At 60.3% G+C, this 22,770-nt stretch carries 24 protein-coding genes; 7 read left to right on the forward strand and 17 right to left on the reverse strand.

Going from position 1 to position 22,770, the window contains the following annotated elements:
• The first annotated feature begins 427 nt into the window (after nucleotides 1–427).
• Together ACIQTS_RS05795 and ACIQTS_RS05800 are read left to right on the forward strand one after the other, a co-directional pair.
• A complete protein-coding gene (locus ACIQTS_RS05795; protein WP_402472000.1) occupies nucleotides 428–1,018 on the forward strand; it encodes a dihydrofolate reductase family protein in 591 nt (196 codons plus the stop codon).
• Between the two features lie 7 nt (nucleotides 1,019–1,025).
• Nucleotides 1,026–2,090 carry a PQQ-dependent sugar dehydrogenase gene (locus ACIQTS_RS05800; protein WP_402472003.1) on the forward strand — a complete coding sequence of 355 codons (1,065 nt, stop codon included), beginning with the start codon at nucleotides 1,026–1,028 and terminating at the stop codon, nucleotides 2,088–2,090.
• Here the strand turns inward: ACIQTS_RS05800 and ACIQTS_RS05805 are convergent.
• Both ACIQTS_RS05805 and ACIQTS_RS05810 read right to left on the reverse strand, forming a co-directional pair.
• On the reverse strand, nucleotides 2,087–3,604 hold the full coding sequence (locus tag ACIQTS_RS05805) for an acetyl-CoA hydrolase/transferase family protein (RefSeq protein ID WP_402472005.1): 1,518 nt from the start codon (nucleotides 3,602–3,604) through the stop codon (nucleotides 2,087–2,089). The genes ACIQTS_RS05800 and ACIQTS_RS05805 overlap by 4 nt on opposite strands.
• A 203-nt stretch (nucleotides 3,605–3,807) precedes the next feature.
• Nucleotides 3,808–4,113, reverse strand: a complete 306-nt coding sequence (locus ACIQTS_RS05810) for a helix-turn-helix domain-containing protein (RefSeq protein ID WP_105656585.1) — start codon at nucleotides 4,111–4,113, stop codon at nucleotides 3,808–3,810.
• Nucleotides 4,114–4,354: 241 nt separating this feature from the next.
• Between ACIQTS_RS05810 and ACIQTS_RS05815 the strand changes: the two genes are divergently transcribed.
• Nucleotides 4,355–4,657, forward strand: coding sequence for a PadR family transcriptional regulator (locus ACIQTS_RS05815; protein WP_105656586.1), 303 nt, complete (start codon nucleotides 4,355–4,357; stop codon nucleotides 4,655–4,657).
• A 9-nt stretch (nucleotides 4,658–4,666) separates the two neighbouring features.
• Nucleotides 4,667–5,053 carry a hypothetical protein gene (locus ACIQTS_RS05820; protein WP_332726987.1) on the forward strand — a complete coding sequence of 129 codons (387 nt, stop codon included), beginning with the start codon at nucleotides 4,667–4,669 and terminating at the stop codon, nucleotides 5,051–5,053.
• 175 nt (nucleotides 5,054–5,228) lie between these two features.
• Here the strand turns inward: ACIQTS_RS05820 and rplI are convergent, their stop codons facing one another.
• From rplI to ACIQTS_RS05860, 8 genes are all read right to left on the reverse strand, one after another.
• The gene (gene rplI, locus ACIQTS_RS05825; protein ID WP_105656588.1) at nucleotides 5,229–5,687 is read right to left on the reverse strand and encodes a 50S ribosomal protein L9; all 459 of its coding nucleotides are present in this window, start codon (nucleotides 5,685–5,687) and stop codon (nucleotides 5,229–5,231) included.
• A 17-nt stretch (nucleotides 5,688–5,704) separates the two neighbouring features.
• Nucleotides 5,705–5,944, reverse strand: coding sequence for a 30S ribosomal protein S18 (gene rpsR / locus ACIQTS_RS05830; protein WP_013350683.1), 240 nt, complete (start codon nucleotides 5,942–5,944; stop codon nucleotides 5,705–5,707).
• Nucleotides 5,945–6,005: 61 nt separating this feature from the next.
• Nucleotides 6,006–6,575 carry a single-stranded DNA-binding protein gene (locus tag ACIQTS_RS05835; RefSeq protein ID WP_013350684.1) on the reverse strand — a complete coding sequence of 190 codons (570 nt, stop codon included), beginning with the start codon at nucleotides 6,573–6,575 and terminating at the stop codon, nucleotides 6,006–6,008.
• Nucleotides 6,576–6,630: 55 nt separating this feature from the next.
• Entirely contained in the window at nucleotides 6,631–6,927 is a 297-nt protein-coding gene (gene rpsF / locus ACIQTS_RS05840) for a 30S ribosomal protein S6 (protein WP_060703203.1), read from the reverse strand.
• Nucleotides 6,928–7,097: 170 nt separating this feature from the next.
• Nucleotides 7,098–9,188, reverse strand: coding sequence for an acyltransferase family protein (locus tag ACIQTS_RS05845; protein WP_402472010.1), 2,091 nt, complete (start codon nucleotides 9,186–9,188; stop codon nucleotides 7,098–7,100).
• 116 nt (nucleotides 9,189–9,304) lie between these two features.
• Nucleotides 9,305–9,796, reverse strand: coding sequence for a helix-turn-helix domain-containing protein (locus ACIQTS_RS05850; RefSeq protein ID WP_105662213.1), 492 nt, complete (start codon nucleotides 9,794–9,796; stop codon nucleotides 9,305–9,307).
• A 140-nt stretch (nucleotides 9,797–9,936) separates the two neighbouring features.
• Nucleotides 9,937–10,488, reverse strand: coding sequence for an LURP-one-related/scramblase family protein (locus ACIQTS_RS05855; RefSeq protein ID WP_402472013.1), 552 nt, complete (start codon nucleotides 10,486–10,488; stop codon nucleotides 9,937–9,939).
• Between the two features lie 94 nt (nucleotides 10,489–10,582).
• Nucleotides 10,583–11,863, reverse strand: a complete 1,281-nt coding sequence (locus tag ACIQTS_RS05860; protein WP_402472015.1) for a M18 family aminopeptidase — start codon at nucleotides 11,861–11,863, stop codon at nucleotides 10,583–10,585.
• Nucleotides 11,864–12,103: 240 nt separating this feature from the next.
• On the opposite strand from ACIQTS_RS05860, the gene ACIQTS_RS05865 reads away from it, so the two are divergent.
• Nucleotides 12,104–12,490, forward strand: a complete 387-nt coding sequence (locus ACIQTS_RS05865) for a lipopolysaccharide assembly LapA domain-containing protein (RefSeq protein ID WP_133833776.1) — start codon at nucleotides 12,104–12,106, stop codon at nucleotides 12,488–12,490.
• A gap of 71 nt (nucleotides 12,491–12,561) precedes the next feature.
• On the opposite strand, the gene ACIQTS_RS05870 is transcribed toward ACIQTS_RS05865, so the two are convergent.
• The 7 genes from ACIQTS_RS05870 to ACIQTS_RS05900 all read right to left on the reverse strand — a co-directional run bounded on the left by ACIQTS_RS05870 (nucleotide 12,562) and on the right by ACIQTS_RS05900 (nucleotide 20,430).
• Nucleotides 12,562–13,305, reverse strand: a complete 744-nt coding sequence (locus ACIQTS_RS05870) for a response regulator transcription factor (RefSeq protein WP_105656594.1) — start codon at nucleotides 13,303–13,305, stop codon at nucleotides 12,562–12,564.
• Nucleotides 13,263–14,558, reverse strand: coding sequence for a sensor histidine kinase (locus ACIQTS_RS05875; protein ID WP_105656595.1), 1,296 nt, complete (start codon nucleotides 14,556–14,558; stop codon nucleotides 13,263–13,265). The genes ACIQTS_RS05870 and ACIQTS_RS05875 overlap by 43 nt, the downstream gene beginning before the upstream one ends.
• Before the next feature lie 34 nt (nucleotides 14,559–14,592).
• A complete protein-coding gene (locus ACIQTS_RS05880; protein WP_133833775.1) occupies nucleotides 14,593–15,435 on the reverse strand; it encodes an ABC transporter permease in 843 nt (280 codons plus the stop codon).
• Between the two features lie 4 nt (nucleotides 15,436–15,439).
• Nucleotides 15,440–16,366 (reverse strand): ABC transporter ATP-binding protein, encoded by a 927-nt coding sequence (locus ACIQTS_RS05885; protein WP_133833774.1) that lies wholly within the window; start codon nucleotides 16,364–16,366, stop codon nucleotides 15,440–15,442.
• A 138-nt stretch (nucleotides 16,367–16,504) separates the two neighbouring features.
• The gene (locus tag ACIQTS_RS05890) at nucleotides 16,505–17,530 is read right to left on the reverse strand and encodes a YdcF family protein (RefSeq protein ID WP_359189206.1); all 1,026 of its coding nucleotides are present in this window, start codon (nucleotides 17,528–17,530) and stop codon (nucleotides 16,505–16,507) included.
• 6 nt (nucleotides 17,531–17,536) lie between these two features.
• Nucleotides 17,537–18,970, reverse strand: coding sequence for a phytoene desaturase family protein (locus ACIQTS_RS05895; protein WP_400289724.1), 1,434 nt, complete (start codon nucleotides 18,968–18,970; stop codon nucleotides 17,537–17,539).
• Nucleotides 18,967–20,430, reverse strand: coding sequence for a glycosyltransferase family 87 protein (locus ACIQTS_RS05900; RefSeq protein ID WP_133833771.1), 1,464 nt, complete (start codon nucleotides 20,428–20,430; stop codon nucleotides 18,967–18,969). The genes ACIQTS_RS05895 and ACIQTS_RS05900 overlap by 4 nt, the downstream gene beginning before the upstream one ends.
• Nucleotides 20,431–20,670: 240 nt before the next feature.
• Here ACIQTS_RS05900 and ACIQTS_RS05905 point away from each other — a divergent pair, with 240 nt between their 5' ends.
• On the forward strand, nucleotides 20,671–21,855 hold the full coding sequence (locus ACIQTS_RS05905; RefSeq protein ID WP_400289722.1) for a cytidylyltransferase domain-containing protein: 1,185 nt from the start codon (nucleotides 20,671–20,673) through the stop codon (nucleotides 21,853–21,855).
• A 12-nt stretch (nucleotides 21,856–21,867) separates the two neighbouring features.
• Nucleotides 21,868–22,761, forward strand: a complete 894-nt coding sequence (locus tag ACIQTS_RS05910) for an N-acetylneuraminate synthase family protein (protein WP_105656602.1) — start codon at nucleotides 21,868–21,870, stop codon at nucleotides 22,759–22,761.
• Nucleotides 22,762–22,770: the final 9 nt, after the last annotated feature.

Genomic DNA, 22,770 nt, shown 5'->3' on the forward strand with positions numbered 1-22,770 from the left:
TTGTGAATGTTTTTCCTACCTAGCGCATTTGGCTTAGCTGGTGGCATTATCGCCACAGCGAAGAAAAGCTATGGATGGGGGCTCATATCCGTAGCTCTTGGCGTACTGGCCGTGCAACTATTAGCGCTCGGAGTCACCCTCGTTCAAGGACCATAGAGGTCTCCTCGGTATTTTCGGATTCCAAGTATCTTGGTATGTGTCAAGACAACTCGGAGCAGGGACCCTAGATGCACTCTAAGCGAACTTGCGAGTCCTGCGAGAGGCACCATACCGAGCACGTGAAACACCGCATCCTCAGAAGGACGAAGCGGCCAGTTGCATATCCAGAATATGGATTTGCCTGAGAATCCGGCCTAGCTGGTTTTCACACCGCGAGCACGGGCGTACGGTAGGTGGCATCTAACGCTCAAGCTCCAGGAGATTCGCCATGAGTGCGACCTATACCTTCGATGTGTTCAGCAGCCTCGATGGCTTCGGCAGCGCCGCCGGCGATTGGGGCGGCTACTGGGGAAAACAGGGGCCAGAGCTGTTAGCCCACCGCCTCGCGCTCTACACTCCGGCTTGCCGCATGGTTTTCGGAGCCAACACCTTCCGTCTCTTCAGCCGCTTCTGGGCAGAAATCGAGGCGAATCCCGAGGTTGAAGACGCGTGGGGTGTGGCCCTGCACGACAAGCCCGCCACCGTCATCTCCACCACCCTGGAAGAGCCGCTGTCCTGGCCAAACACCACGCTGGAGCGAGCTGATGCACTGGAAGTCGTCGCACAGCTCAAGGAAACTTCAGATGTGCCGCTGCGCTCCCACGGCTGCTTAGCGATGAACCATTCCCTGCTGGCGGCAGGTCTTGTGGACTTCATCCAGGTGACCATCTTCCCGGTACTGACCGGGCATAGCGGTTCTGCCCCGGTACTTGGCGGGGTCGATGACTACGATCTGGAACTTGTCGAGTCCAAGCTGCTGGACGGACGGATCCAGGAACTGACTTATCGCCCGACGCGCCATCAACCAGCGCATGGATAGCAGCTCGATGAAGCGCATTCTGGGTACCTGCCTAGTGCTCGGCGCAGTGTTCCTCGCCGGATGCTCCGCGACAACGCCGCCTCCAATCACGGCTACCGAATCGCAAGCTGTTCCAGCACCACTGGCCACCGGACTCGAAGCCCCCTGGTCCATGGTCTACGCGCAGGGCAGGTTGCTGGTCAGCGAACGTGATTCCGGGCGGATCGTGGAGGTTTTGGAGTCCGGAGAACTGCGCGAATTAGCCCGGCTCGATGATCTGGTGGCGACCGGAGAAGGCGGACTGCTGGGCCTGGCCTTCCTCGCACCGGACCGGCTCTATGCGTATTCCACCGCGGAATCCGGCAACCGCATCCAGCGGTTCACGTTGCAAGGCAGCGCCGGGAATCTTTCACTGTCGGCCCCGCGCACCTTGATTGACGGGTTGCCCTCGGCCAGCATCCACAACGGCGGGCGGCTGGCCATCGGCTCGGAAGGGATGCTCTATGCCTCCGTGGGCGATGCGGGCAATCCCCAGCAAGCCCAGGACCTGCAGCAGCTGGGCGGAAAGATCCTGCGCATGGCACCTGACGGCAGCGTCCCGGACGACAACCCGTTCGAGAATTCCCTCGTCTACAGCTATGGGCACCGCAATGTGCAGGGCCTGGCGTGGAGTGCTGATGGCACCATGTACGCCAGCGAGTTCGGACAGAACACCTTCGACGAGCTGAACATCATCGAAGCCGGGGGAAACTACGGCTGGCCCGAAGCCGAGGGAAAAAGCGGCGGAAATCCGTCGTACGCCGATCCGATTGCGCAGTGGTCCCCGTCCGAGGCCAGCCCCAGCGGCATCGCGATCCTCGATGGCACCCTCTACCTGGCGAATCTGCGCGGAGAAGTGCTGCGCGCGGTGGAACTGGACGAGCCGGCCACCGAGCATGAACTGCTCGATGGCCGGCTCGGCCGGCTACGCGACGTGCTAGTGGATCCTGACGGCGCACTGCTGGTGCTGACCAACAATACCGACGGGCGCGGCCAGCCAGGGGCGGGCGATGACCGCATCCTGCGCATCGATCCCCGCCTGGCCGGCGACTAGCTGGCCGGGCGCATGTCTCCGGTCTCCTGGAAGCGCTGGTGCCAGGACAGGGCCTCGCCTAGCAGATGCGGGGTGTGCTTGCCGTAGCTGTCCTTGCACGCACGGTCGAAGTAGTCCTGCAGCATCGGGCGGTACTCCGGGTGGGCGCAGTTATCGATGACCAGCTGCGCACGCTGCTTTGGCGAGTGGCCGCGCAGGTCGGCCAGGCCCTGTTCGGTAATCAGGATCATGGTGTCGTGCTCGGTGTGGTCCACATGCGAAGCAAAAGGAACGATGCCCGAGATCTTGCCGCCCTTGGCGGTCGATGGGGACATGAACACCGACAGGTAGCCGTTGCGGGCGAAGTCGCCCGAGCCGCCGATGCCGTTCATCACGTGCGATCCCAGCACGTTGGTGGAATTCACGTTGCCGTAGATGTCGGCTTCGATCATGCCGTTCAGCGCAATGCAGCCCAGCCGGCGGATGATCTCCGGATGGTTCGAGATTTCCTGGGCGCGCAGCAGGATGCGCTCGCGGTAGTGGTCGACGTTGCGGTTGAATTCCTCGATGCCCTCCGAAGACAGCGAGAAGCTGGTGGCGGAGGCGAACTCGATGGTCCCGTCCTTGATCAGCTCCAGCATTCCGTCCTGGATGACCTCGGTATAGGCGGTCAGGCCCTTGTAGCCGCCACGGGCCAGGCCAGCGAGCACTGCGTTGGCGATATTGCCCACGCCCGACTGCAGCGGGAGCAGCTTCTCGGACAGGCGTCCGGCACGGATCTCGGAATCCAGGAAGGTCAGCAGGTGATCGGCGATCTTCTCGCTGGTCTCGTCCACCGGGGCGAAGGGGCTCAGGCGGTCTGGCGCGTCGGTTTCCACGACGGCGACGATCTTGTTGACGTCGACGTCCATGTACTGCTGGCCGATGCGGTCACGCACGGTTCTCAGGCCGATCGGCTTGCGGTGCGGAGGCAGTGCGGTGCCGTAGTAGACATCGTGCATGCCCTCCATGGCCGCAGACTGCTGGGAATTGACCTCGATGATGATCTTGTCGGCCATCTCCAGCCAGGTCTTGTTGTTGCCCACCGAGCTGGAAGGGATCAAGTCGCCCTCGGCGGTGACGCCGACAACTTCGACGATGGCCAAGTCGATCTTTCCGTAGAAGCCGAACCAGGCGTGCTGGGCGACATGGGACAGGTGGATGTCCATGTATTCCATGTTGCCCTCGTTGATGCGGCGGCGCAGCTCGGGGTCGGACATGTACGGCAGGCGCAGGTTCATGCCTTCGGCCTTGGCCAGCACGCCATCAAGCTCAGGGGCGGTGGAAGCGCCGGTAAGCACGTTGATCTTGAAGTCCTTGCCCGCAGCGTGCTGGCGCTCCATCTGCGCTGCCAGTGCCCCGGGCACGGCCTTCGGGTATCCTGCACCGGTAAAGCCGCTCATGGCGACAGTCATGCCTGGCTTAATGAACTCTGCAGCTTGCTCGGCGCTCATCAAGCGATCAGCAAAGGCCCGGTGGTGAATACGTTCGTGCAAAATAACCCCTTCAGAACTTCCTTGTGACACAGGTCTATAACCCGCGTCTCACCGGAATACTTTAGCTGGTCGGCACAGTGATTCAGGCCTCGCTGTGCGCTCCTGAGCGATGGGTGGCATATTTATCGATGAGGTGCGCTCTATTTGCGCTGACCGGTCCGTCAGGAATGGCAGCTTGGCAGCGACCGCCGGGAGCTCGATCGCTAGCCAAGTTCGGCGTGCGTGCCCTCGCGGATCGCTTTCACTTGCAGGCGGGCGCCCATGGCTTCTGCGTAGCGGCGCAGGGTGGCCAGCTGGACTCGATCAAGGTCCCCGGTCTCCATGCGGGCGATGCGGTCCACGCTCAGCTTCAGCACGGTGGCAAGTTCTACTTGGCTCAGTTCTGCCTCTTCGCGCAGCGCACGCAACGACAGGCGCCGGGACTCGCTTTGCACACGGCGCTGATGCTCTGCCACAGCTTCGCGTTGCGCCTCGGTCAATACTTCAGGATCCGCATACGCAAAACCCATTTGTTCCACCGCTTCTCTCGATCGTGCTGGCTTTGGACGTACTCATCTTCGAGGCTATTGCTGCAAATTGGCCAAGCCAATGATTATGACGCATTGGACGCAAGACGATCTGGTGAAATGTTAGCCACTTCTAAGTGACCATGACCAGTTCCGGCTCGGAATTGAATCGCCGGATGCTGCTAAGCCAAGATCATCCGAACGAAGAATAGAAATGCACCTATGTAGGATTCATACTTAAGTCATGTCACAGAGCAGAGTACTTCCACAGGTGAAGCGTTCCATGCTTCCGGTCGTTCTTCTAAGCTTCCTGGCAGAAAAACCCGAACACGGATACTCCATGCTGGCTAAGCTCGAAGAGCTCGGAGTGCCTGGCATCAAGAGCGGGACTTTATACCCACTGCTTCGAACCATGGAAGAGTCCGGGGACATCGTCTCCGACTGGCAAATCACCGCTCGCGGACCCGCACGCAAAATCTTCGAAATCACCAAGCAGGGTCATCAGACCTTGAAATCAGTCAAAAACTGGTTAGAACAGTTCAACTAGGAGCCTTCCATGGAAAGTAACCTCAAAACCTACATCGACGAACTGCGCTACAGCCTTTCACTACGAAACGTGGATACGGCCACCATCCGCGATATAGCCAGAGAGGTCGAGTCCGAAGCCACCAGCTACGAAGACGCGACAGCCAACTTTGGATCTCCTGCAGAATATGCGGAGTCCTTTCCCGCAACAGCATCTCCAAAGAGCCACTCTGCCTTCATTCTCGTAGGCGTGGCCTTAGGTTTTCTTTGGCCTTTGCTGGCGATATTCCTACGGGATCGCGAAACAATGGTTTTCTCCGGATGGGCGATCACCTGGTTACCTGCATTCGGATTTATCGTGGCAGGAATCATCACAGATTTCTCTCGTTCGCTGATGCGATCTCGCGCCAGCCGGTAAGCGCCGAAAGCGTGAACGAACTCAAGATTCTGAATTGGCTTTGAGCCTATTCGAAGGCGGGACTTGCTATTCGTTGACCCGGGGGCCCAAAGAAATCCGGGTTAACGCCAAGAGGTGGCGTGCTCTCCTTGCGGAGTGCACGCCACCTCTTGAACAGAAGCTGAGTCTAGAAGACTTACTTCTTGGCAGCAGCTACAACCTGCAGGCGCAGGTTTGCAAGAACGTCAGCGTGAACGCGAACGGTTGCGGTGTAGTTGCCAGTCGACTTGATCTGGTCGTTGACCTCGATGTTGCGCTTGTCGATCTTACCCAGACCGGCAGCCTCTACGGCAGCAGCAATTTCGGTGGTCTTAACGGTGCCGAACAGGCGACCGTTCGAGCCAGCCTTCATGGTGATCTTCACCGGCTGGGACTTCAGCTTAGCTGCAAGTGCCTGAGCATCCTCAAGGTTTGCAACGGCGCGAGCAGCACGTGCAGCCTTGATCGACTCCACCTGCTTCTCACCGCCCTGGGTCCAGACGATTGCGAAGCCGCGTGGCAGCAGGTAGTTACGGGCGTAGCCGTTCTTTACCTCGACAATATCGCCAGCAGCACCGAGACCGGATACTTCGTGAGTCAGAATGATCTTTGCCATTTTGCTATCCCTCTTCCTTAGCCGCGGCCAGCGCCGGAGTAAGGCAACAGGGCTACTTCACGTGCGTTCTTGATTGCCTGTGCGATCTTGCGCTGTTCCTGAACGGAAACGCCGGTTACACGACGAGCGCGGATCTTACCGCGGTCGGAGATGAACTTGCGCAGCAGTGCGGTGTCCTTGTAGTCGATGACAGTGATGTCAGCGGCCTTCAATGGGTTGGACTTTGGTTTGGGCTTACGGATTTCAGCCTTAGCCATCGTGGAGCTCCTTAGCTTTGGAGCCCGCAGAGTGATCTGCGGGATGGTGAATAAATATTGTTTAGAAAGGCGGTTCGTCTGCGCCCGGGTTGCCCCAGCCGCCACCGTTGTTTCCGCCGGTGCTCCATGGGTCTGCGGCTGGAGCATTCCATCCGCCACCCTGCTGAGGCTGCTGCTGACGCGGCGCCTGAGCTGGTGCACTTTGCTGCGGTGCGTTGGAGAAGCCTCCACCACCGTTGCCGAAGCCACCGTTGCCACCGCCGGAGCGCTGGGTACGGGTGACCTTGGCGGACGCGAAACGGAGCGATGGGCCGATTTCATCGACTTCAAGCTCCATGACGGTGCGACGTTCGCCTTCCTTGGTGTCGTAAGAACGTGAACGCAACCGGCCCTGGGCGATGACACGCATGCCCTTGGTCAGCGTTTCAGCAACGTTCTCTGCAGCTTCGCGCCACACCGATGCGCGCAAGAACAGGGCTTCCCCGTCCTTCCACTCATTGGACTGGCGGTCAAAGGTGCGAGGAGTCGAAGCGATCGTAAAGTTCGCTACGGCTGAACCGGACGGCGTAAAACGCAGCTCCGGATCGGCAGTCAGGTTTCCGATAACGGTAATAACAGTCTCGCCTGCCATTGACTCTCCTTAAAAAGATTGAACGTTAATTCCTACGACGGAAGGTTGCGCGTAATTAAACGCGTGCCTCTTCCGGACGGGTGACCTTGTGGCGCAGGATCAGTTCGTTGATCTTGAGCTGGCGCTCAAGCTCAGCCGAAGCTGCTGGCTCTGCGGTGTAGTTCACCACTACGTAAGTGGCTTCTGCCTTCTTCTTGATCTCGTAGGACATCTTGCGACGACCCCAGACATCAACCTTTTCGATAGTGCCACCGTTGGAGCGGACAACCTCGAGGTACTTCTCGATGGTTGGCTCTACGGTGCGGTCATCGACCTCTGGATCAATGAGGACCATAAGTTCATAAGCACGCATGTGAACCCACCTCCTTTGGGCTAAACGGTCGCGGTATTTCCGCAACAGGAGGTTCTTGCGTTATCTGTGCACCAGACGCCCAACTTTCGGGCATGCAGTGGCACAGACCTTCCAATCCTACCCGAGAGACCCGAACTTGCATAAGCCTTGGTGTCCTAAATCATGCTGGGCTACTCGGAATCCAAGGCAGCCTCGATCCTTTCGCCAAAGATCGGGGCCAAGGTACGCATGTAGGTATCGCTGATGTGGTGCTTGTCCCGGTAGACCAAGACATTCCCCACCACTGCCGGGCAGGTTCCATCCATGCAGAAGTAATCGCTGAAGTCGAGCACTTCGACGCGCGGCTCCAGTTCGGCGGCCTGCTTAGTGGCATCGCCCATTTCGTAGGCTCCCTTTTCCGGGAAGGCGCACTTATCCGGGTCCTGCACGTTTTCTTCCACGCAGTCTCGCGCATAGGAATCCTGCGGCGGCCGCGGGGTGTCCACAATGGCATAGACCGGCAGGCCCGCGTCTTCAAGGGCCGACCACGTCGAAGCCAGCCCCTGTGCCGCGTCAGTGGTAAAGGTGGCTCCTCCCCAATTCGAGGTGATCACCGCGTTGATGTCATCGCGCGCAGCCAGAGCTTCCATGGTCTGGTCGATGGCTTCTTCGCAGTTGATGCTGCCATCCCGATCCGCCTTGCGCTGGGCCTCGGAGAACGGGCAGGAATTCTTCAGATAGGTCACCACTTTCCAGCCCTTGCTTTGGGCGTATAGGCTGACGGCCTCGAACCAATGGGCTGCATGGGAATCACCTACCAGGGCTACGGTGTAGCTGGCGTCCTCGCTGCCAAATTCGCATTCCTTGATCTGCGTGGACTTCGGTTCCTGGACGCAATCTCCCAGTTCGGGCTGGTCCTCGGCAGCCGTCGCAGGAAGCGGGACGACCTGGCGATGGCCGGCAAGGTACGCAGGTGCGCCCTGGCCCACGGAGGCCGCGCCAAAACCAGCTGGCGGGTTTTGCATCATCGCGCCCAGCTCACGCTGCTCCTGGCCCACAAGATGCTGCTGCATGGCACCTGGCAATAGCGCGATGGACGCGGCCAGCCCGACCATCGCCGCCCCTGCAATCAAGGAGCGGGCAGGAGAACCGGCTATGGGGCGGAAGTGGCGCATGGGAGTTTCGACCCACTTCAAGCTGGCCCAAGCCAAGAGCAGGGACCCGGCCAGCAAGGCCAGCGACTGCAATGGGTCCGGGTTGCCCCCGGCCAGTTCGATGAAGAATACGATCAGCGGCCAGTGCCACAGATATAACGAATATGAGGCGAGGCCGACCCATTGAACGGGAGCCCAGTTCACCAGCGGGTGCAGGGAACCAGGTCCTCGCGTACTGCCTGCGGCAATCACCACGGCGCAGCCAAGAACCGGGAGGGCCGCCGCAATCCCCGGAAAGACTGTTGTGGCGTTGTAGCTGAATGCCGCGAAGCAGATCGCCGCCAAAGCCACGAGTACGGCAAGGTTTCTGAACTGCCAGCTGGTTGCCCACGGTGGAAGCTTCAAGGCGCCGTTGGCGTGCGCCTGGACTGCCAAGGCCAGCAGTCCACCGACGGCCAGTTCCCAAATGCGGGTGGTGGTGATGAAGTACCCGGCGCTATTGCCTGAGTAACCGGCATAGGCCGAGTATCCCAGCGACAAAAGTGCGGTGGCTGAGAAAATGATCCAGAGCATGCGGCGCCGCGGGGCAAATCCATCGCCACTGCTAGCGTCCGCATTCGGTTTGGCCAGCAGGCACACGGCCAAAACCAGCAACGGCCAGAAAAGGTAGAACTGCTCCTCCACGCCCAGGGACCAGAAGTGCTGCAACGGCCCGGGTGCTTGATCCGAAGCGAGGTAGTCGACGGAGTCGGCGGCGAGAACCCAGTTCTGCACCGAGAAGGCAGAGGCGATGGCCTGGGTGCCCAGGGCACCCCACTGGGTTTTGGGAAAGATCAGCAGGCTTGCCACGACAACTACCAGGATCACCAGCATGGCAGCCGGGAGGATTCTTCGCGCTCGGCCGGCAAAGAAGGCTGGGAGGCTGACCCGGCCGGTGCGTTCGGCTTCACGCAGCAGGTGCGAGGTAATCAGGAAGCCCGAGATGACGAAGAAGATGTCAACCCCGATATAACCGCCTGGAACTGCGGATGGCTCAAGATGATAGGCAACGACCAGCAGAACCGCCAAGGCGCGGAGCGCTTGGATCTCCGGGCGGAAATTCTTGACCTGCAGGGAATTCGAACTCATAGTCATTGATCAGACCAGCAGGGGGTAAACAGCAGGTTATCAATGGGCAACAGGCGGTCTAACGACCCGTGGGAACCTCATGGGCGGTCCCTGGGTTTGCGCTTCGCAGCGTGGACCTAGCCCAGCAGTTTCCGATTTGCCGTGGACAGCGGGTATTTGGCGTCGAGTTTGGCATCCAGGCTTAGACGGAAAGCAGCCTCAAGCAGCAGCTGCCCGACGCCCCAGTACACCGGGATCAGCAACCAGATGTACCACCCAAAGTTGCCGGTGGTAGCCAAGATGACCGTGCCGAAGGTGACCAGGATGCCCAGCCCGCGGAACACGGCCAGGATCCCCTTGGTTGCCGAATCCCGACGATCTTGATCTGCTTGGGCCCGCGCTTCAAGCCCATCCACGGCCTCGGAGAACTTCGGAGTCTGGACGCTTTTGAACAGGTCTCCAACCGGCACCTCCAAGGCCTTGGCGACCAGTGAGATAGTCTCCAAGCTCGCATCATTTCCGGCTTCGAGCCGTTGGACCGTTCTGACAGTGATGCCGCTTTCGGCGGCTAGACGTTCTTGCGTCCAGCCCCTGGCGCGGCGAAGCTCTGCAATCCGTGATTCATTCATGCCACTTACGCTAGCCAATGGCGCCCCGAAAGCACCACGACATCGACGTGACAGTTACCCGACTGCAACGCGACAGCATTCCTGAACCTACGCTGGCCTGCTATGAAGAAGTATTCCTGGCCGCGACTATCTCAGCTCCATTATGATTTGCGCTGTTGCTTCTCACGGATCAAATCCAGTGCCAGCACCGAGCCGATCACTGCCTGGCGTTGCTGTGCGTTGAGGTTTTCCGCCAAGCGCAGGGCGTAGGTCGACTTGCCCAGCAATGCGTTGCCCATCCCGGACCATTCCCGGGTCACGGTTCCCAGAACTCCGCCGGGACCGGTGATCCGGAAGTCGAAGTCCCAGATGCTACCCAGTAACTCGAGCTCTTCGCCCAGCATCGAGATGGAGACCCTGGTTTTGAAGAAAGTGATCCTCTTGACCAGGCTGGCCAGCGGGGCAGCGTTGCCATCAAGGATTTCAAAACGATCGCGGCCCATGGTAATCGTGTCCTTGACCATGACAACCGGATTGCCTGGTCCGTCAAAGACGGTCAGTTCGCGAGCCCCGACGAACATGCGGCCCAGCGCGCTTCCGCCGGTATCCACGTGGGCAATCTGCATCCCGGACGAATCAAGGATCGCGAAGTCGTTCTTCGAGATGCTCTTCGTCTGCTGGAAGATCAACGTGTTCTGGTTGAGGATCGTCATGGTGCCGATTATGCCACCAGTAAACCGTATCGGGCGAAGATCCCCCGGGGAGGCGAAAAGCCAGCCCGCAGGCCGGCTTTTCAGGTTGGACTTGCTAGGCTCCGAAGAACTCGCGAGAGACCTTGGACAGATACCAAGGGTCGTCAACGCCGCACATCTCGCGGGCCGAGTGCATGGACAGCAGCGCGACTCCCACATCCAGGGTGCGAATCCCCAGTCGGGTCGCGGTCAATGGTCCAATGGTGGATCCGCACGGTACGCGGTTATTGGACACGAACTCCTGGTAGGGAACTCCCGCCGACTCGCACCAGTTGGCGAATGCGGCAGCACCCACCGCATCGGTGGCATAACGCTGGTTCGCATTGATCTTCAGCAGCGGGCCGGCATTCAGCTGCGGACGGTTGGCTGGGTCGTGGCGCTCTGGGTAGTTCGGGTGAACCGCGTGGCCAGCATCGGCAGACAGGCATACAGAATTCGACAGGGCGCGAGCGGTGTCTTCAACTGAGGCATCCATGGATGCCTGGATGCGGTTGATCAGCTCTTCCAGGAATGGGCCGCAAGCGCCCGAGCGCGAGGAGGAACCCAGTTCTTCGTGGTCGAAGGCAGCAAGCATGGCAATGCGGTTGCCTGCTGGCTTGCGGGAATGGCCCGTCAGCGCAATCAGGCCTGCGTGCACCGAAGTGAGGTTATCCAGCCGGGCGCTGGCGAAGAAGTTCTTGCCCTCGCCAAAGACCTCGCCGCGCTGCGCGGGCGCGGTCAGGATGTCGTAGCCGGCTACCTGGGCCGGGTCGACACCTGCAGACTTCGCCAGGATCGCCAGGATGTCGGCATCCGCCAGATCGCCGGCGCCAAAGATTGGATTGCTGTGGGTCTGCTTGTCCAGGGTCAGGCCCTCATTGACCTGGCGGTCCAGATGGATCGCCAGTTGCGGGATGCGCAGGATTGGTTCGGTCTTCGCCAGGTGCTCGGAACCGTCCTTGAGCACCAATCGGCCGGCGAGCACCAGTTCGCGGTCCAGCCAGGAGTTCAGCAGCGGTCCGCCGTAGACTTCGACCCCTGCCTGCCACCAGCCGTTGGAACCGGTGGTTGGCTTCGGCTTGAGCTTGAAGCCCGGCGAGTCGGTGTGGGCGCCGAGGATATGGAATCCGCTGGTCGCAGTGGCAGCTTCTGGCTGCACCCAAGCGATGATCGCACCGTCGCGGACCACGTAGTAGGAACCCGGGACCAGGTTCCAAGCCTGCTTTTCGTCCAGACCGGTGAATCCAACAGCGTCCAAGCGCTGCGCGGCCGAGGCCGCGGCGTGGTAGCTCGATGGCGAGGTTGCGACGTATTCGGCCAGATCTGCAATGTGGGCCATTGCTGCGGCTTGTGCCATGGCTGGTTACTCACTTCTTTCTGTCAAGAGATGTTTGTCAGACGGTTCTTCAGGTTTTGGTTCCCGCCTGAAAAGTCGAGTTGCCTCCCAGCTTAGTAGCCTGAACCACATTTGCTGATGTCCTGCTGGGCCTGCCTCCGCCCTGGCAACCTGGCAGACACCCCTATCCGGGTCTTGACTTGGCACCTCGCTCTCGACGAAGCTGAAAGCAGTCCCGGAGACAAGGAAAGCGAGTTCATCATGGCTACGGCTGATCGAACACCAGAGCAAGAGAACATTCCAGCAGAATCACGCGAGGTCGAAGTGGAGACCACCGTACCGATGGATTCCAAGGTCCAACGGGCCAAACCTGCCGGTGCAGATAAGCTCCCAGCGACCAAGTTGGGTCGTATCTGGACCGCTACGATCTTCGGCTTGCTCGTGCTGATCCTGCTGATCATCTTCATTGCCCAGAACCAGGAGCAGGTGACCCTGAACTACTTCGCGTATCAGGGACAGGTCAACCTCGGGCTGGCATTGTTCTTTGCCGCTATTGGTGGCGCCCTAGTGGTCGCGATCGCCGGGGTGGCCCGCGTGATACAGCTGCGCTCTACGGCGAAGAAGCAGCGCAAGGCCAATAAGCGCTAGAAAGCTCCATGGCCGCCGGGCGGAACCCCATGGGGTTTCAACCGGCGGCCATTTTGCTGCCTCAGCGAAGCCTAGTAGTCCAGGCCTTGGGATGGAATGACCAGCCCGGTCTCATAGGCGTACACCACCGCTTGAACACGGTCGCGCAGATGCAATTTGGTCAGGATGCGCCGCACGTGGGTTTTCACCGTCGCTTCGGAAAGGAAGAAACGGTGTGCAATCTCGGCGTTGGATAGTCCCTCGGAAAGCGCACGCAGCACTTCCTGCTCACGCGGGGTGAGATCATCGAGCAGCGGGTCATGCGGAGTTTCGGCCGGCTGGTTCCGATTCCCGGCGCCAGCGTTGCGCACATAGGTTTCCAGCAGGCGGGCAGTCACCCGGGGTGCCACCACAGCGTCGCCGGAAGCTACCAGGCGCACCGCTTGGACCAGTTCTTCCGGGGCCACGTCCTTGAGCAGGAACGCACTGGCTCCTGCCTGCAGCCCTGAGAAGGCGTACTCGTCCAGGTCAAAGGTCGTCAGGATGATGATCTTGGTTTCCGGATGGTCCTTGGCGATGCGTTCGGTCGCTTCCAGGCCGTCCATCTTGGGCATGCGCACATCCATCAGGACCACATCGGGTTTCAGTGCGGCCGTCTGGGCAAGGGCATCGAGTCCATCGACAGCTTCGCCGGCGATGACGATGTCGTCTTCACCTTCGAGGATGAGGCGGAATCCCATGCGTAAGAGGGGCTGGTCATCGACCAGCAGTACCTTGATTTTGTCTTCCACGCTTATTCCTTCACTGCCTTCTGGTTTTCGTTCTGCAAGCTGCATTCGGGTAGCTTGAGGACTGCTTTCACAATCCATCCGCCACTGGCTACCGGTCCGGCATCAACCGTTCCGCCAAAAAGCGCGGCTCGTTCGCGCATGCCGCGCAGCCCGCGTCCGCTGCCGATACTCGGAACTCTCGTTGCATCTCCGTTGTCCATGATTTCCATGCGCAGTTCTTCGCGGCGCCGTTCCAGGCGAACCTGCACATCACTTACGTTACGGGCATAGCGCAAGGAATTAGTCAGGGACTCTTGAATGATACGGAAGACGGTCAGCTGGAAGGTGGTGTCCTCCGGCAACGGATCGCCCGTATGGGTAAATGAGACCGGCAGACCTGCGGTACGGAATCCTTCGAGCAATTGCTCCACGTTCCCGCCGGTAGGCTGCGGGGCCAGCTCTCCGGATTCTTCTTGGCGAAGCACGCCCAGCATGCGGCGCATATCCGCCAGGGCGGCGCGACCGGTTCCAGAGAGCTCATTGAGCACTTCGTCGGCACGGACCTGATCGCGCTTGGCCACCACTCGTGCCCCCTCTGACAGGGCAATCATCACCGAAAGCGAATGGGCGACAACGTCGTGCATTTCGCGGGCGATGCGGTTGCGCTCTTGCACCTGGGCCAGTCCGGAGACCTGCGAGGCCCAGTGATTCAGTTCAGCTTCGTGGATGCGCGCGTTGCGCACATTCATGCCCACCGCGGCTGCGGCAATGTAGAAACCGATGACGAAGCTGCCCGAGACGGCGATGATGACGCGCGTGAAGATGGTTTCGTCGATTCCATCTTGCGGGTCGAATTCCATTCCGGCCATGTCGGGGAAGCCCATCAGCACCATCAGGACCGTCTGGAAGCTGCCGGCCAAGATGGCCAGCGGGATGGTGCGTTTGGCCGAATAGCTGGTGGCGACCGTGTACAGGGCGATAATCATGCCTACCCCGCCCAGTCCACCTTGCGGACCAGCAATCACCAGGGCCAGGCATTCGAAAATGAACACCAGGATGATCACCGTCATCGGCGCCCGGCGCCGGTACAACAAGGCAGCGCTGACGGCGAGGGTGACGACCAGCAGACCGGTGGCGTTGGCTTCTGGCATCGCTGCCATGACCAGGACACCGGGCAGTGTGAGCAGCAGATAGATGACTACCGCACCGATGACCACCAAACGTGGGTGGGTACGCAAATAACGGCGTATCCGGCCCATGCGCTTGGCGGCCAGTTCATCGAAGGAAACCACAGTTTCCTGCAGCGTCGGTTGGCTCATGTTTCCAGTCTAGTTTTCTCGATCAATCCCTGCGCTACTTGATGTCCCGCTTGGTCAGCAGGATTGCACCCAATACCAGTGGAAGCACCACCCAACCCGCCACGCCCAGCAGTTGCTGCCAGGTCTCCAAATCGGTGACAACACTTGCGGGCGTCGCCAACCCCATGCCCAACTGGTCAGGGGTGAACTTCGCGATATTCTGCGCCCAGTCGGTCAAGGCGGTCAGGATGGAAAGGATGATCGGCAGCACGAAGAACAGGGCAGCGAGGCTGGTGATGCCGCCGGCCGAGTTGCGCAGCAGCATCCCCAACGCCAAACCGATCAACGCCGCCATGGTCACCGCCAGCGTTCCGTACCAGAGCACCCGTTGGAAGGCATCGCTGCTGAATTCCAAGTTCATCTGGTAGTTCTCGGCAATCGGCTTGCTGATCGCGAAGGCCAAGAGCGAGCTGACGATCTGGACGACGGCAGTGAGCAGGATGATCAAGATGCCCTTGGCGGCCAGGACTCGCAGTCGCCGCGGGCTGGCCAGGAACGTGCTTACCGCTGAGCCGGTGGTGAATTCACCGCTGAAGAGCAGGACACCAAGCACGCCAAGGATCAGCTGGCTGAAGACCAGGCCCGAGCCGATGAGCTCAGCGGCGAATCCCGGGGCCGATAGGCCTTCCATGCCCGGCATCTGATCCGTGTCGCCCATGCTGGCACTGAGCGAACCAATGCCCCACGTGGCCACGGCTGCAATGCCCACATAGAACACGATGGCCAAGAGAACCAGGATGCGGGTGGAGTTCAGGGAGAAGAAACGGATGGACTCACTGCGCAGCACGCCGAAGAGGGTGACCTTGCCATGCGGTGCGGTTGCTAGATGGTTAGACATGTCCTTACTTCCCGCCGCCAGTCTCGGCAACTGTGTTCGAGTGGTATTCGACGGCATCGCGGGTCAATTCCATGTAGGCGTCTTCCAAGGTGCGTTGCAGCGGACGCAATTCGCTGAGCACCACCCCGTATTCCAAGGCACGGCGGCCAATGGATTCTGAATCGGGGCCGGTAACTTCCAGGCCATGCTCATCAATCCGGCGTAGCTGAATACCTTCACCATTCAACGCATTCATCAAGATCTCAATGTCGGCTGAACGCACAATGGTCTGGTCAAGACCGTTGTCGATGAATTCAGTGATCGGCGCATCGGCCATGATGCGGCCACGGCCAATCACGATCAGGTGATCCGCCGTCTGGGCCATTTCACTCATCAGGTGGGACGAGATGAAAACGGTTTTGCCATCGGCCGCCTGCTGGCGGGCCAGGTTGCGGACCCAAGCCACGCCTTCGGGATCCAGGCCGTTGACCGGCTCATCGAGGATCAGCACCTGCGGATCTCCAAGCAGGGCCGTGGCAATGCCCAGCCGCTGCCCCATGCCCAGCGAAAAGCCGCCGACCTTCTTGCGCTGCACGCTAGACAAGCCAGTCAGATCCAGCACTTCGTGCACTCGGGACTTCGGGATCCCCGCGGTAGCCGCCATGGCACGCAAATGCGCCAGCGGAGTCAGGGATTTGTGCACCGACTTAGCTTCCAGCAGGGTGCCGACTTCGGTCAGCGGGTGACGTGATTTCTTGAAATCGTGCCCGTTGACCAGCACTTCACCGCTGGTAGGTTTGGCCAGTCCCACGATCATGCGCATGGTGGTGGACTTGCCGGCACCATTCGGACCGAGGAACCCAGTCACCATGCCTTCTTGGACCGTGAACGACGCATTATCGACCACGGTTTTTCCACCGTATTTCTTCGTCAACTGCTCTGCCTGGATCATATTTCCAGCCTAGGGAATTCGAGCCCAGCTCTCACCGCCCCCAGTGCTGATTTATGGCTCAACCAAAAGGGTGATGGCAGGGAAGCGAAAACTGGGCCCATGCACCAGATGGTGCATGGGCCCAGGGTGCCAAGGAAGTTAGAAGGTCGTCGTGAGCACGAACATCATCCCTGCGACGGCTAATGCGAAGGGAAGGGCCAGCAAGATCATCAGCTTCTTTTGATCCCGCACGATCGCAACGCATTCCCTGAGGAAGGCACTCGGACGGTAGTAGGCCGCCGTTTTCCCGCCGAAGGCACGGGCATCCAGGCCGAGCTTGCGTGACGCCATCGCTGCACGCAGCGCATGATAGTCGCTGGTGACCAACCACAGCTGGCCATCCGGACGCTGGGCACGGACCAAGGCGTCGGAGAACTCCAGGTTCTCAAAGGTGTCCCTGGCCCGGTCTTCAACCAGAATCTGTTCATCGGCAATGCCCTGCTCACGCAGGTAGCGGGCCATGCTTACGCCCTCTGGTTCTTCCTCATCATGGCCCTGTCCCCCGGTCGGAACCATGAAGGGGCGAGGAGATGGCTGCAGTTGATGCAGGTCTATGCCCTTGTCCAAGCGGCCACGCAGCAACGGGGTGACCTTGCCATTGATTGTGCGGGCGCCAAGGACCACCACGGCGGCGGCTTCGCCCTTGGATGGGTATCTGGCGTGCACCCATGCGTACAGCAGCAGCATGGCGAACAAGCTCGCCGTGAAGACGGAGGCCATGAACAGGACGAAAGCCAGCGAATAGGTCCACCAGGATTCGATGCGAATCAGCAGCACCGCAATGACTGGCAGGACAAAGACGGATAGCCCGGCTGCCAACGACAGCAGATTCGCAGGTTTGGCTCCTTCGCGCCGGCACATCAGGATCCCGTTGTAGATCAGCGCGGCACCGAAGACAATGACCATCAGGGGGGTCAGCACCAGCACTATGGAGAAGAGGAACCCAAACCCGGGGATCACACTGGTCAATAGGTCGACGACCGCCGAAATGGTGAAGAACACCAGCGGCAAGAGAAGTGCAGCCAGACCCAAGCGGCGTGGGTCCTTGCGGTATTGCCGGATAAACAACCACCAGAGTGCTGCCAGGAAAACCCAGCCAACGAGCTGCGCGAGCACAGATTCCATTGCCTCTCAGTTCACCGATTTCCAATTTGCGATTCCGTATTCCCGCTTGAGCATCGATTGCGCTCCGAGGAATCCGCCCATGCCGTGCACCGACGGCCCCGGAGGCGCAGCCGAGGATACCAAGTACAGTCCTTTGGACTGCAGGTACCACGGGTCGGTCGAGATCCGAGGCCGCTTGATGCTGCCCAGCAGGTCCATGGTTCCCCCGGAAAGATCGCCACCGACCAGTGCCGAGTTCTGCACTTCCAAGTCCTGGGCGGTGACAATATGGGATTCAATGATTGTCTCGCTGAAACCAGGAGCTGCCTGTTCAATCATTTCCTTCAGTTCCCGGCTCATGTCTACCGGAGAATCCAGTGGCACGTGGCAGTAGGCCCAGATGACGTGCTGGCCCTGCGGTGCCCGCGAATCATCAAATTGCGAGGGCTGGGCAACAATCATGAACGGCTTCGCCGCTCCCCCGCGCACTGCGGCGCGTTCGGCCTTCCCGACCTGCGCCGCGGTGCCGCCCAGGTGCACGGTGCCGGCCTTGCCCAGAGTCTCATCGCGCCATGGAACCGGTGCCGAAAGGACGTAGTGCACCAGGCAGCTTCCCGGCGAGCGCCGGATACTGCTCAACGCGTGCGAGAGCCGTTCAGGCAGGTGTCCTGTTGAAAGCTTGGCCGCGTTTTCGGCGGAGGTATCGAAGAGGATGCTCTGCGCAGAAAGCTCATCAACATGGTTGACGCGGGTGCCGGTAAGAATTTTTGCTCCATGAGCCATCGCTTCTTCGGCCAAGGCGTCGCTGATGGCTTGGGAACCTCCACGCGGGATGGCCCATCCCTTGCCGTGCGCTGTTGCTGCAAGGAACAGTCCTGCCCCGGCATTGGCCGGTCCGCGAGAGCCTCCCGCAACGTGGGCGGAACAGCCTGCGTAGAGCGCGGCGGCGCGTTCAAACTTTCCAGAAAAGAGTTCCTTGACGGCCATGCCCGCCACCGTGCTCACGGCAAAGGTCGCCAACGCTGCGGGGTTCGAGGGAACCCTCAACAGAGGATTGAGCAGTGTCTGGCTGACCCCGTCAATCTGCTTGACCAGCGGTCCCAGGAGCCGGGTGTACATCTCGCCGTCCGCGCCTCCAAGTTCCTGCCCGGTGCGTTCCAGGTCCTTGAACGCGTAGGCGGTCCGGCGATCCAGCACATGGGCGAAGGACAGCTCGGGGACGATGAACTCCACCTTGTCGTGGACGCCCAGTTCATGCATGGCTTGGGATTGCATGGCCATCGGATGCACTGCGCTGCCCAAATCGAATTTCGCTGCAGAACCATTCAGCGGCTGCGTTCTGGCGGCCCCGCCGATGGTGTCGTTGGCTTCATATACCGTGACGCTTAATCCAGCACGGGCAGCAACTGCTGCGGCTGCTAGCCCATTGGGTCCCGCACCGACAACGGCAACATCGCTCATGATTTATTTCCCGCCACTTCATTCGTTTTCTTGGATTGAGGCAGCAGTCCGCGCAGGGTCCAGCGGTCCTCCAGTCCGGCGAATGGGCCGGCCAAAGGATCATCCTGGCCCACGGCACGAATCGGGTCGTGGCGTGGATCAAGAATTGAACGTGCCACCAAGAACATCAGGTATCCCAGCATCACCATATGCGCCAGCACCAGCACCGCATAACCGGTCTCAGGGAAGGCCTTCTGCGCTTCTTCCGCAGAGAGGGAATCAAGGTAGAACCAAACAGCGTAGAAGTGCGCGATTTCCACGAGCATCCAGACAACGAATTCGCGCCAGCGCGGCAAGGCGAGGGCGAACAGCGGAATCAGCCAGACGATGAACTGTGGTGAATACACCTTATTGACCATGACAAAGGAAGCAATGATCAAGAAGGCCATGGAGGCCAGGCGCGGGGTGCGTTTAGCAGTCAAGCCCAGCACTGCGACGCCCACGCAGCACAGGAAGAAGAGGACCAGGCCGTAACGGGAAATCTGTTCGGCTTCAAAGAGCGGGACCCCTCCCCTGTTATCGGCGATGACATTCCATGCGTGCCAGAAGCTGGAGAAGCCTGCCCCGCGTTCAGAAGAGAAGTTGAAGAAGTGCATGAACGAGTCGGGGAACGCCAGCGCATAGGGAAGGTTCACCAGTGCCCATGTCGCCGCGGCGGTTCCGCCAGTCACCCAGAAGGTCTTGAGCCTGCCGGTGCGAATGGCCAATACCAGCACCGCGCCGAGGATGAAGAACGGATAGATCTTCATCGCGGCACCTAAGCCGATCAGCACCCCGGCAAGGACGGTGTGCTTTCGTGCGAATGCCAGCATGCCCAGGGCCAGCAAGGCCACAGCCCACATGTCCCAGTTGATGCTGCCGGCCAGGATGATGCCCGGGGCAATAGCCACCATTGCGGCATCCCACGGGCGGCGCCCGGTCATCCGCAGGGTGGCGATCACGGTGACCATCCACAGGATCGCAACGAGCAGCAGGTTGATGTCGAAGTACAGCAGCGAACGGTTTTCGATCCCCGTGGGGATGATCGAGGCAACGGCCGAGGCCACCGTGCTCATCAGTACCGGGTACTCGAACTGGGCGGTCGCGCTGAATGGCGCCCAGGGGTTCTCGGCGAAGCCGCGGGCGGAGAACAGCGGAACCCAGTCGCTGTAGCACGCATAGGCGTACGGGTTGTTGCCAGTCCACCCGTTGACCCGGCAGGGGTTCTTGGCAAGGAGCATCAGCAAGGCGCCCACGGTGGTCATCAGGATAATGACTCGTTCCACGCTGAAGAATCCTGGATCGACTCGGCCTGGATCGCTGTGTCGTCCCAGGCGGCCACCGATCATTGCGGTGAACTGTCGAAGGAACCCGTCAGCGCGTGATGGCACGGTAATCCGCAGGGGGCCACGCGTGGGCTGTGACTGGTTTGGCTCGTGCATACCCTCCAGCCTAAATGTTCTGTGCCTAAGCTCCGCCTTGCACACTCATGTTTCATTAGTCGCTTTGATCTTATATGCGGTTCCGAGGGCTCGAAATCCCTCTTCCGGATTCGCCTACTGGTACGTAAAACGCTTGCTGACCTCGCATTCAGCAAACAAACAGGTGATTACACCGGCACTTCACCGTGCGTTAACCCAGATGCCCCCTCTTAGTTAACTTGTGCCCATAGCGTCTTACTCGTGAGCAAAACCAACCAGCCAAATGCCATGGCGATCATCCCCGCCAGGGGAGGATCCAAGGGCATCCGGCTTAAGAACCTGCGTGAGATCGGCGGCAAATCGCTGCTGGGCCGCGCAATCGAATCAGCCAGATCCGCGGCGGCAGTCAGCGACGTCGTGGTCAGTACCGACCATGAGCAGATCAAGGCCGAAGCGCTTCGCTACGGGGCGCGAGTCATCGATCGACCGGCAGATATCGCCGGCGACACGGCCAGCAGCGAGTCAGTTCTGCTCCACGCGCTAGCGAATGCGGAATCTCAGCCAGAGATCACCGTGTTCATCCAGTGCACCAGCCCGTTCATCGATCCGGAGGATCTGGACGCAGCCATTGCGGCGGTTTCTTCGAAACGCGCCGACGTCAGCTTCGCAGCTGTAGCGGACCACGGTTTCCATTGGGGCCTGGATCCGCAGGGCGAAGCGGTCGCCGTAGGCCACGACAAGCTGCACCGTCCGCGTCGCCAGGATCGCGAACCGCGCTTCCGCGAAACCGGGGCCTTCTACGTGATGGATACCCGGGGATTCCGCGAGGCAGGGCACCGTTTCTTCGGAAAGGTCCGGGTTCACGAAGTTCCGGCAGAGCACGGCATCGACATCGATACCGAGGCAGACCTGCTGCTCGCTGGGCTGGCCGTTCCGGCCACCCAGGAACCGATCGAAGTCGACGCGGTCATCACGGATTTCGACGGGGTGCATACCCCGGACACCGCGTATGTCGATGAGCACGGAACCGAAACCGTGCGCGTCTCCCGCTCCGATGGAATGGGAGTGGCCCGGTTGCGGGCTGCCGGAGTGAAGTTCCTTATTCTCTCCAAGGAAATCAACCCAGTTGTCGCCGCCCGCGCCGCCAAGCTGAACGTCGAAGTGGCCCACGGAATCGACAACAAGGCCGAATACCTGGCCCGCTGGCTGGCTGACGAATCCATCAATCCGGCTCGTGTTGCCTACGTGGGCAACGACATCAACGATCTGGGCGCGATGGCATTGGTCGGCTGGCCGATCACCGTGGCCGATGCCCAGGAAGATGTGCACCGGGCAGCACGGTACAAACTGACCCGCAAGGGCGGGCACGGAGCGGTACGGGAACTAGCCGAACTGGTTCTCGCCGCACGCACCGCTACCAAGAGTTCTCCAAGTTTCACCCACTGAAAGGCAATACCCATGACTTCCATGACTACTGACATCAAGCCTGTTGCTATCGGCGACGTCCAGGTTGGCGCAGGCCAGCAGGTCTACGTCATCGGCGAGATCGGCATCAACCACAACGGCGACATCGAGATCGCCAAGCAGCTGATCGATATCTCTGCTGAAGCCGGTGCCAACGCAGTGAAGTTCCAGAAGCGCACCCCGGACATCTCCACCCCGATGGACATGCGCGACAAGATCCGCTCCACCCCATGGGGCGACATGACCTACCTGGACTACCGCTACCGCGTCGAGTTCGACCAGGCGCAGTACAAGGAACTCATCTCCTACGCAGCCTCCAAGGGCCTGCACGCCTTCGCCTCGCCATGGGATGTTCCATCGGTCGAATTCATGGAAGAGCAGGGTGCAGTCACCCACAAGGTCGCCTCCGCATCGGTCACCGACATCGAGCTGCTCAAGGCCCTGGCACAGACCGGCAAGCCGATCATCCTGTCCACCGGCATGTCCACCATCGAGCAGATCGACAAGGCCGTCGAGACCCTGGGTACCTCGAACCTGGTCATGATGCACGCTACCTCCACCTACCCGCTGCCTCCTGAAGAGGCCAACCTGCGCATGATCGAGACCCTGCGCGACCGCTACCAGGTCCCAGTGGGCTACTCGGGCCACGAGCGCGGCCTGCAGATCTCGCTGGCTGCTGTTGCCCTGGGCGCAGTGACCGTCGAGCGCCACATCACCCTGGACCGCACCATGTGGGGTTCGGACCAGGCCTCGTCGCTGGAGCCAAAGGGCTTCGAGTCGCTGATCCGCGACATCCGCATCCTGGAGCAGGCCATGGGTGACGGCGTGAAGAAGGTCTTCCCAGGCGAGCTGGCACCGCTCTCGCGCCTGCGCCGCGTCGACGCCTAAGCACGCCAA

This window comes from Glutamicibacter sp. NPDC090743 (assembly GCF_044769125.1).
Taxonomy (GTDB): domain Bacteria; phylum Actinomycetota; class Actinomycetes; order Actinomycetales; family Micrococcaceae; genus Glutamicibacter.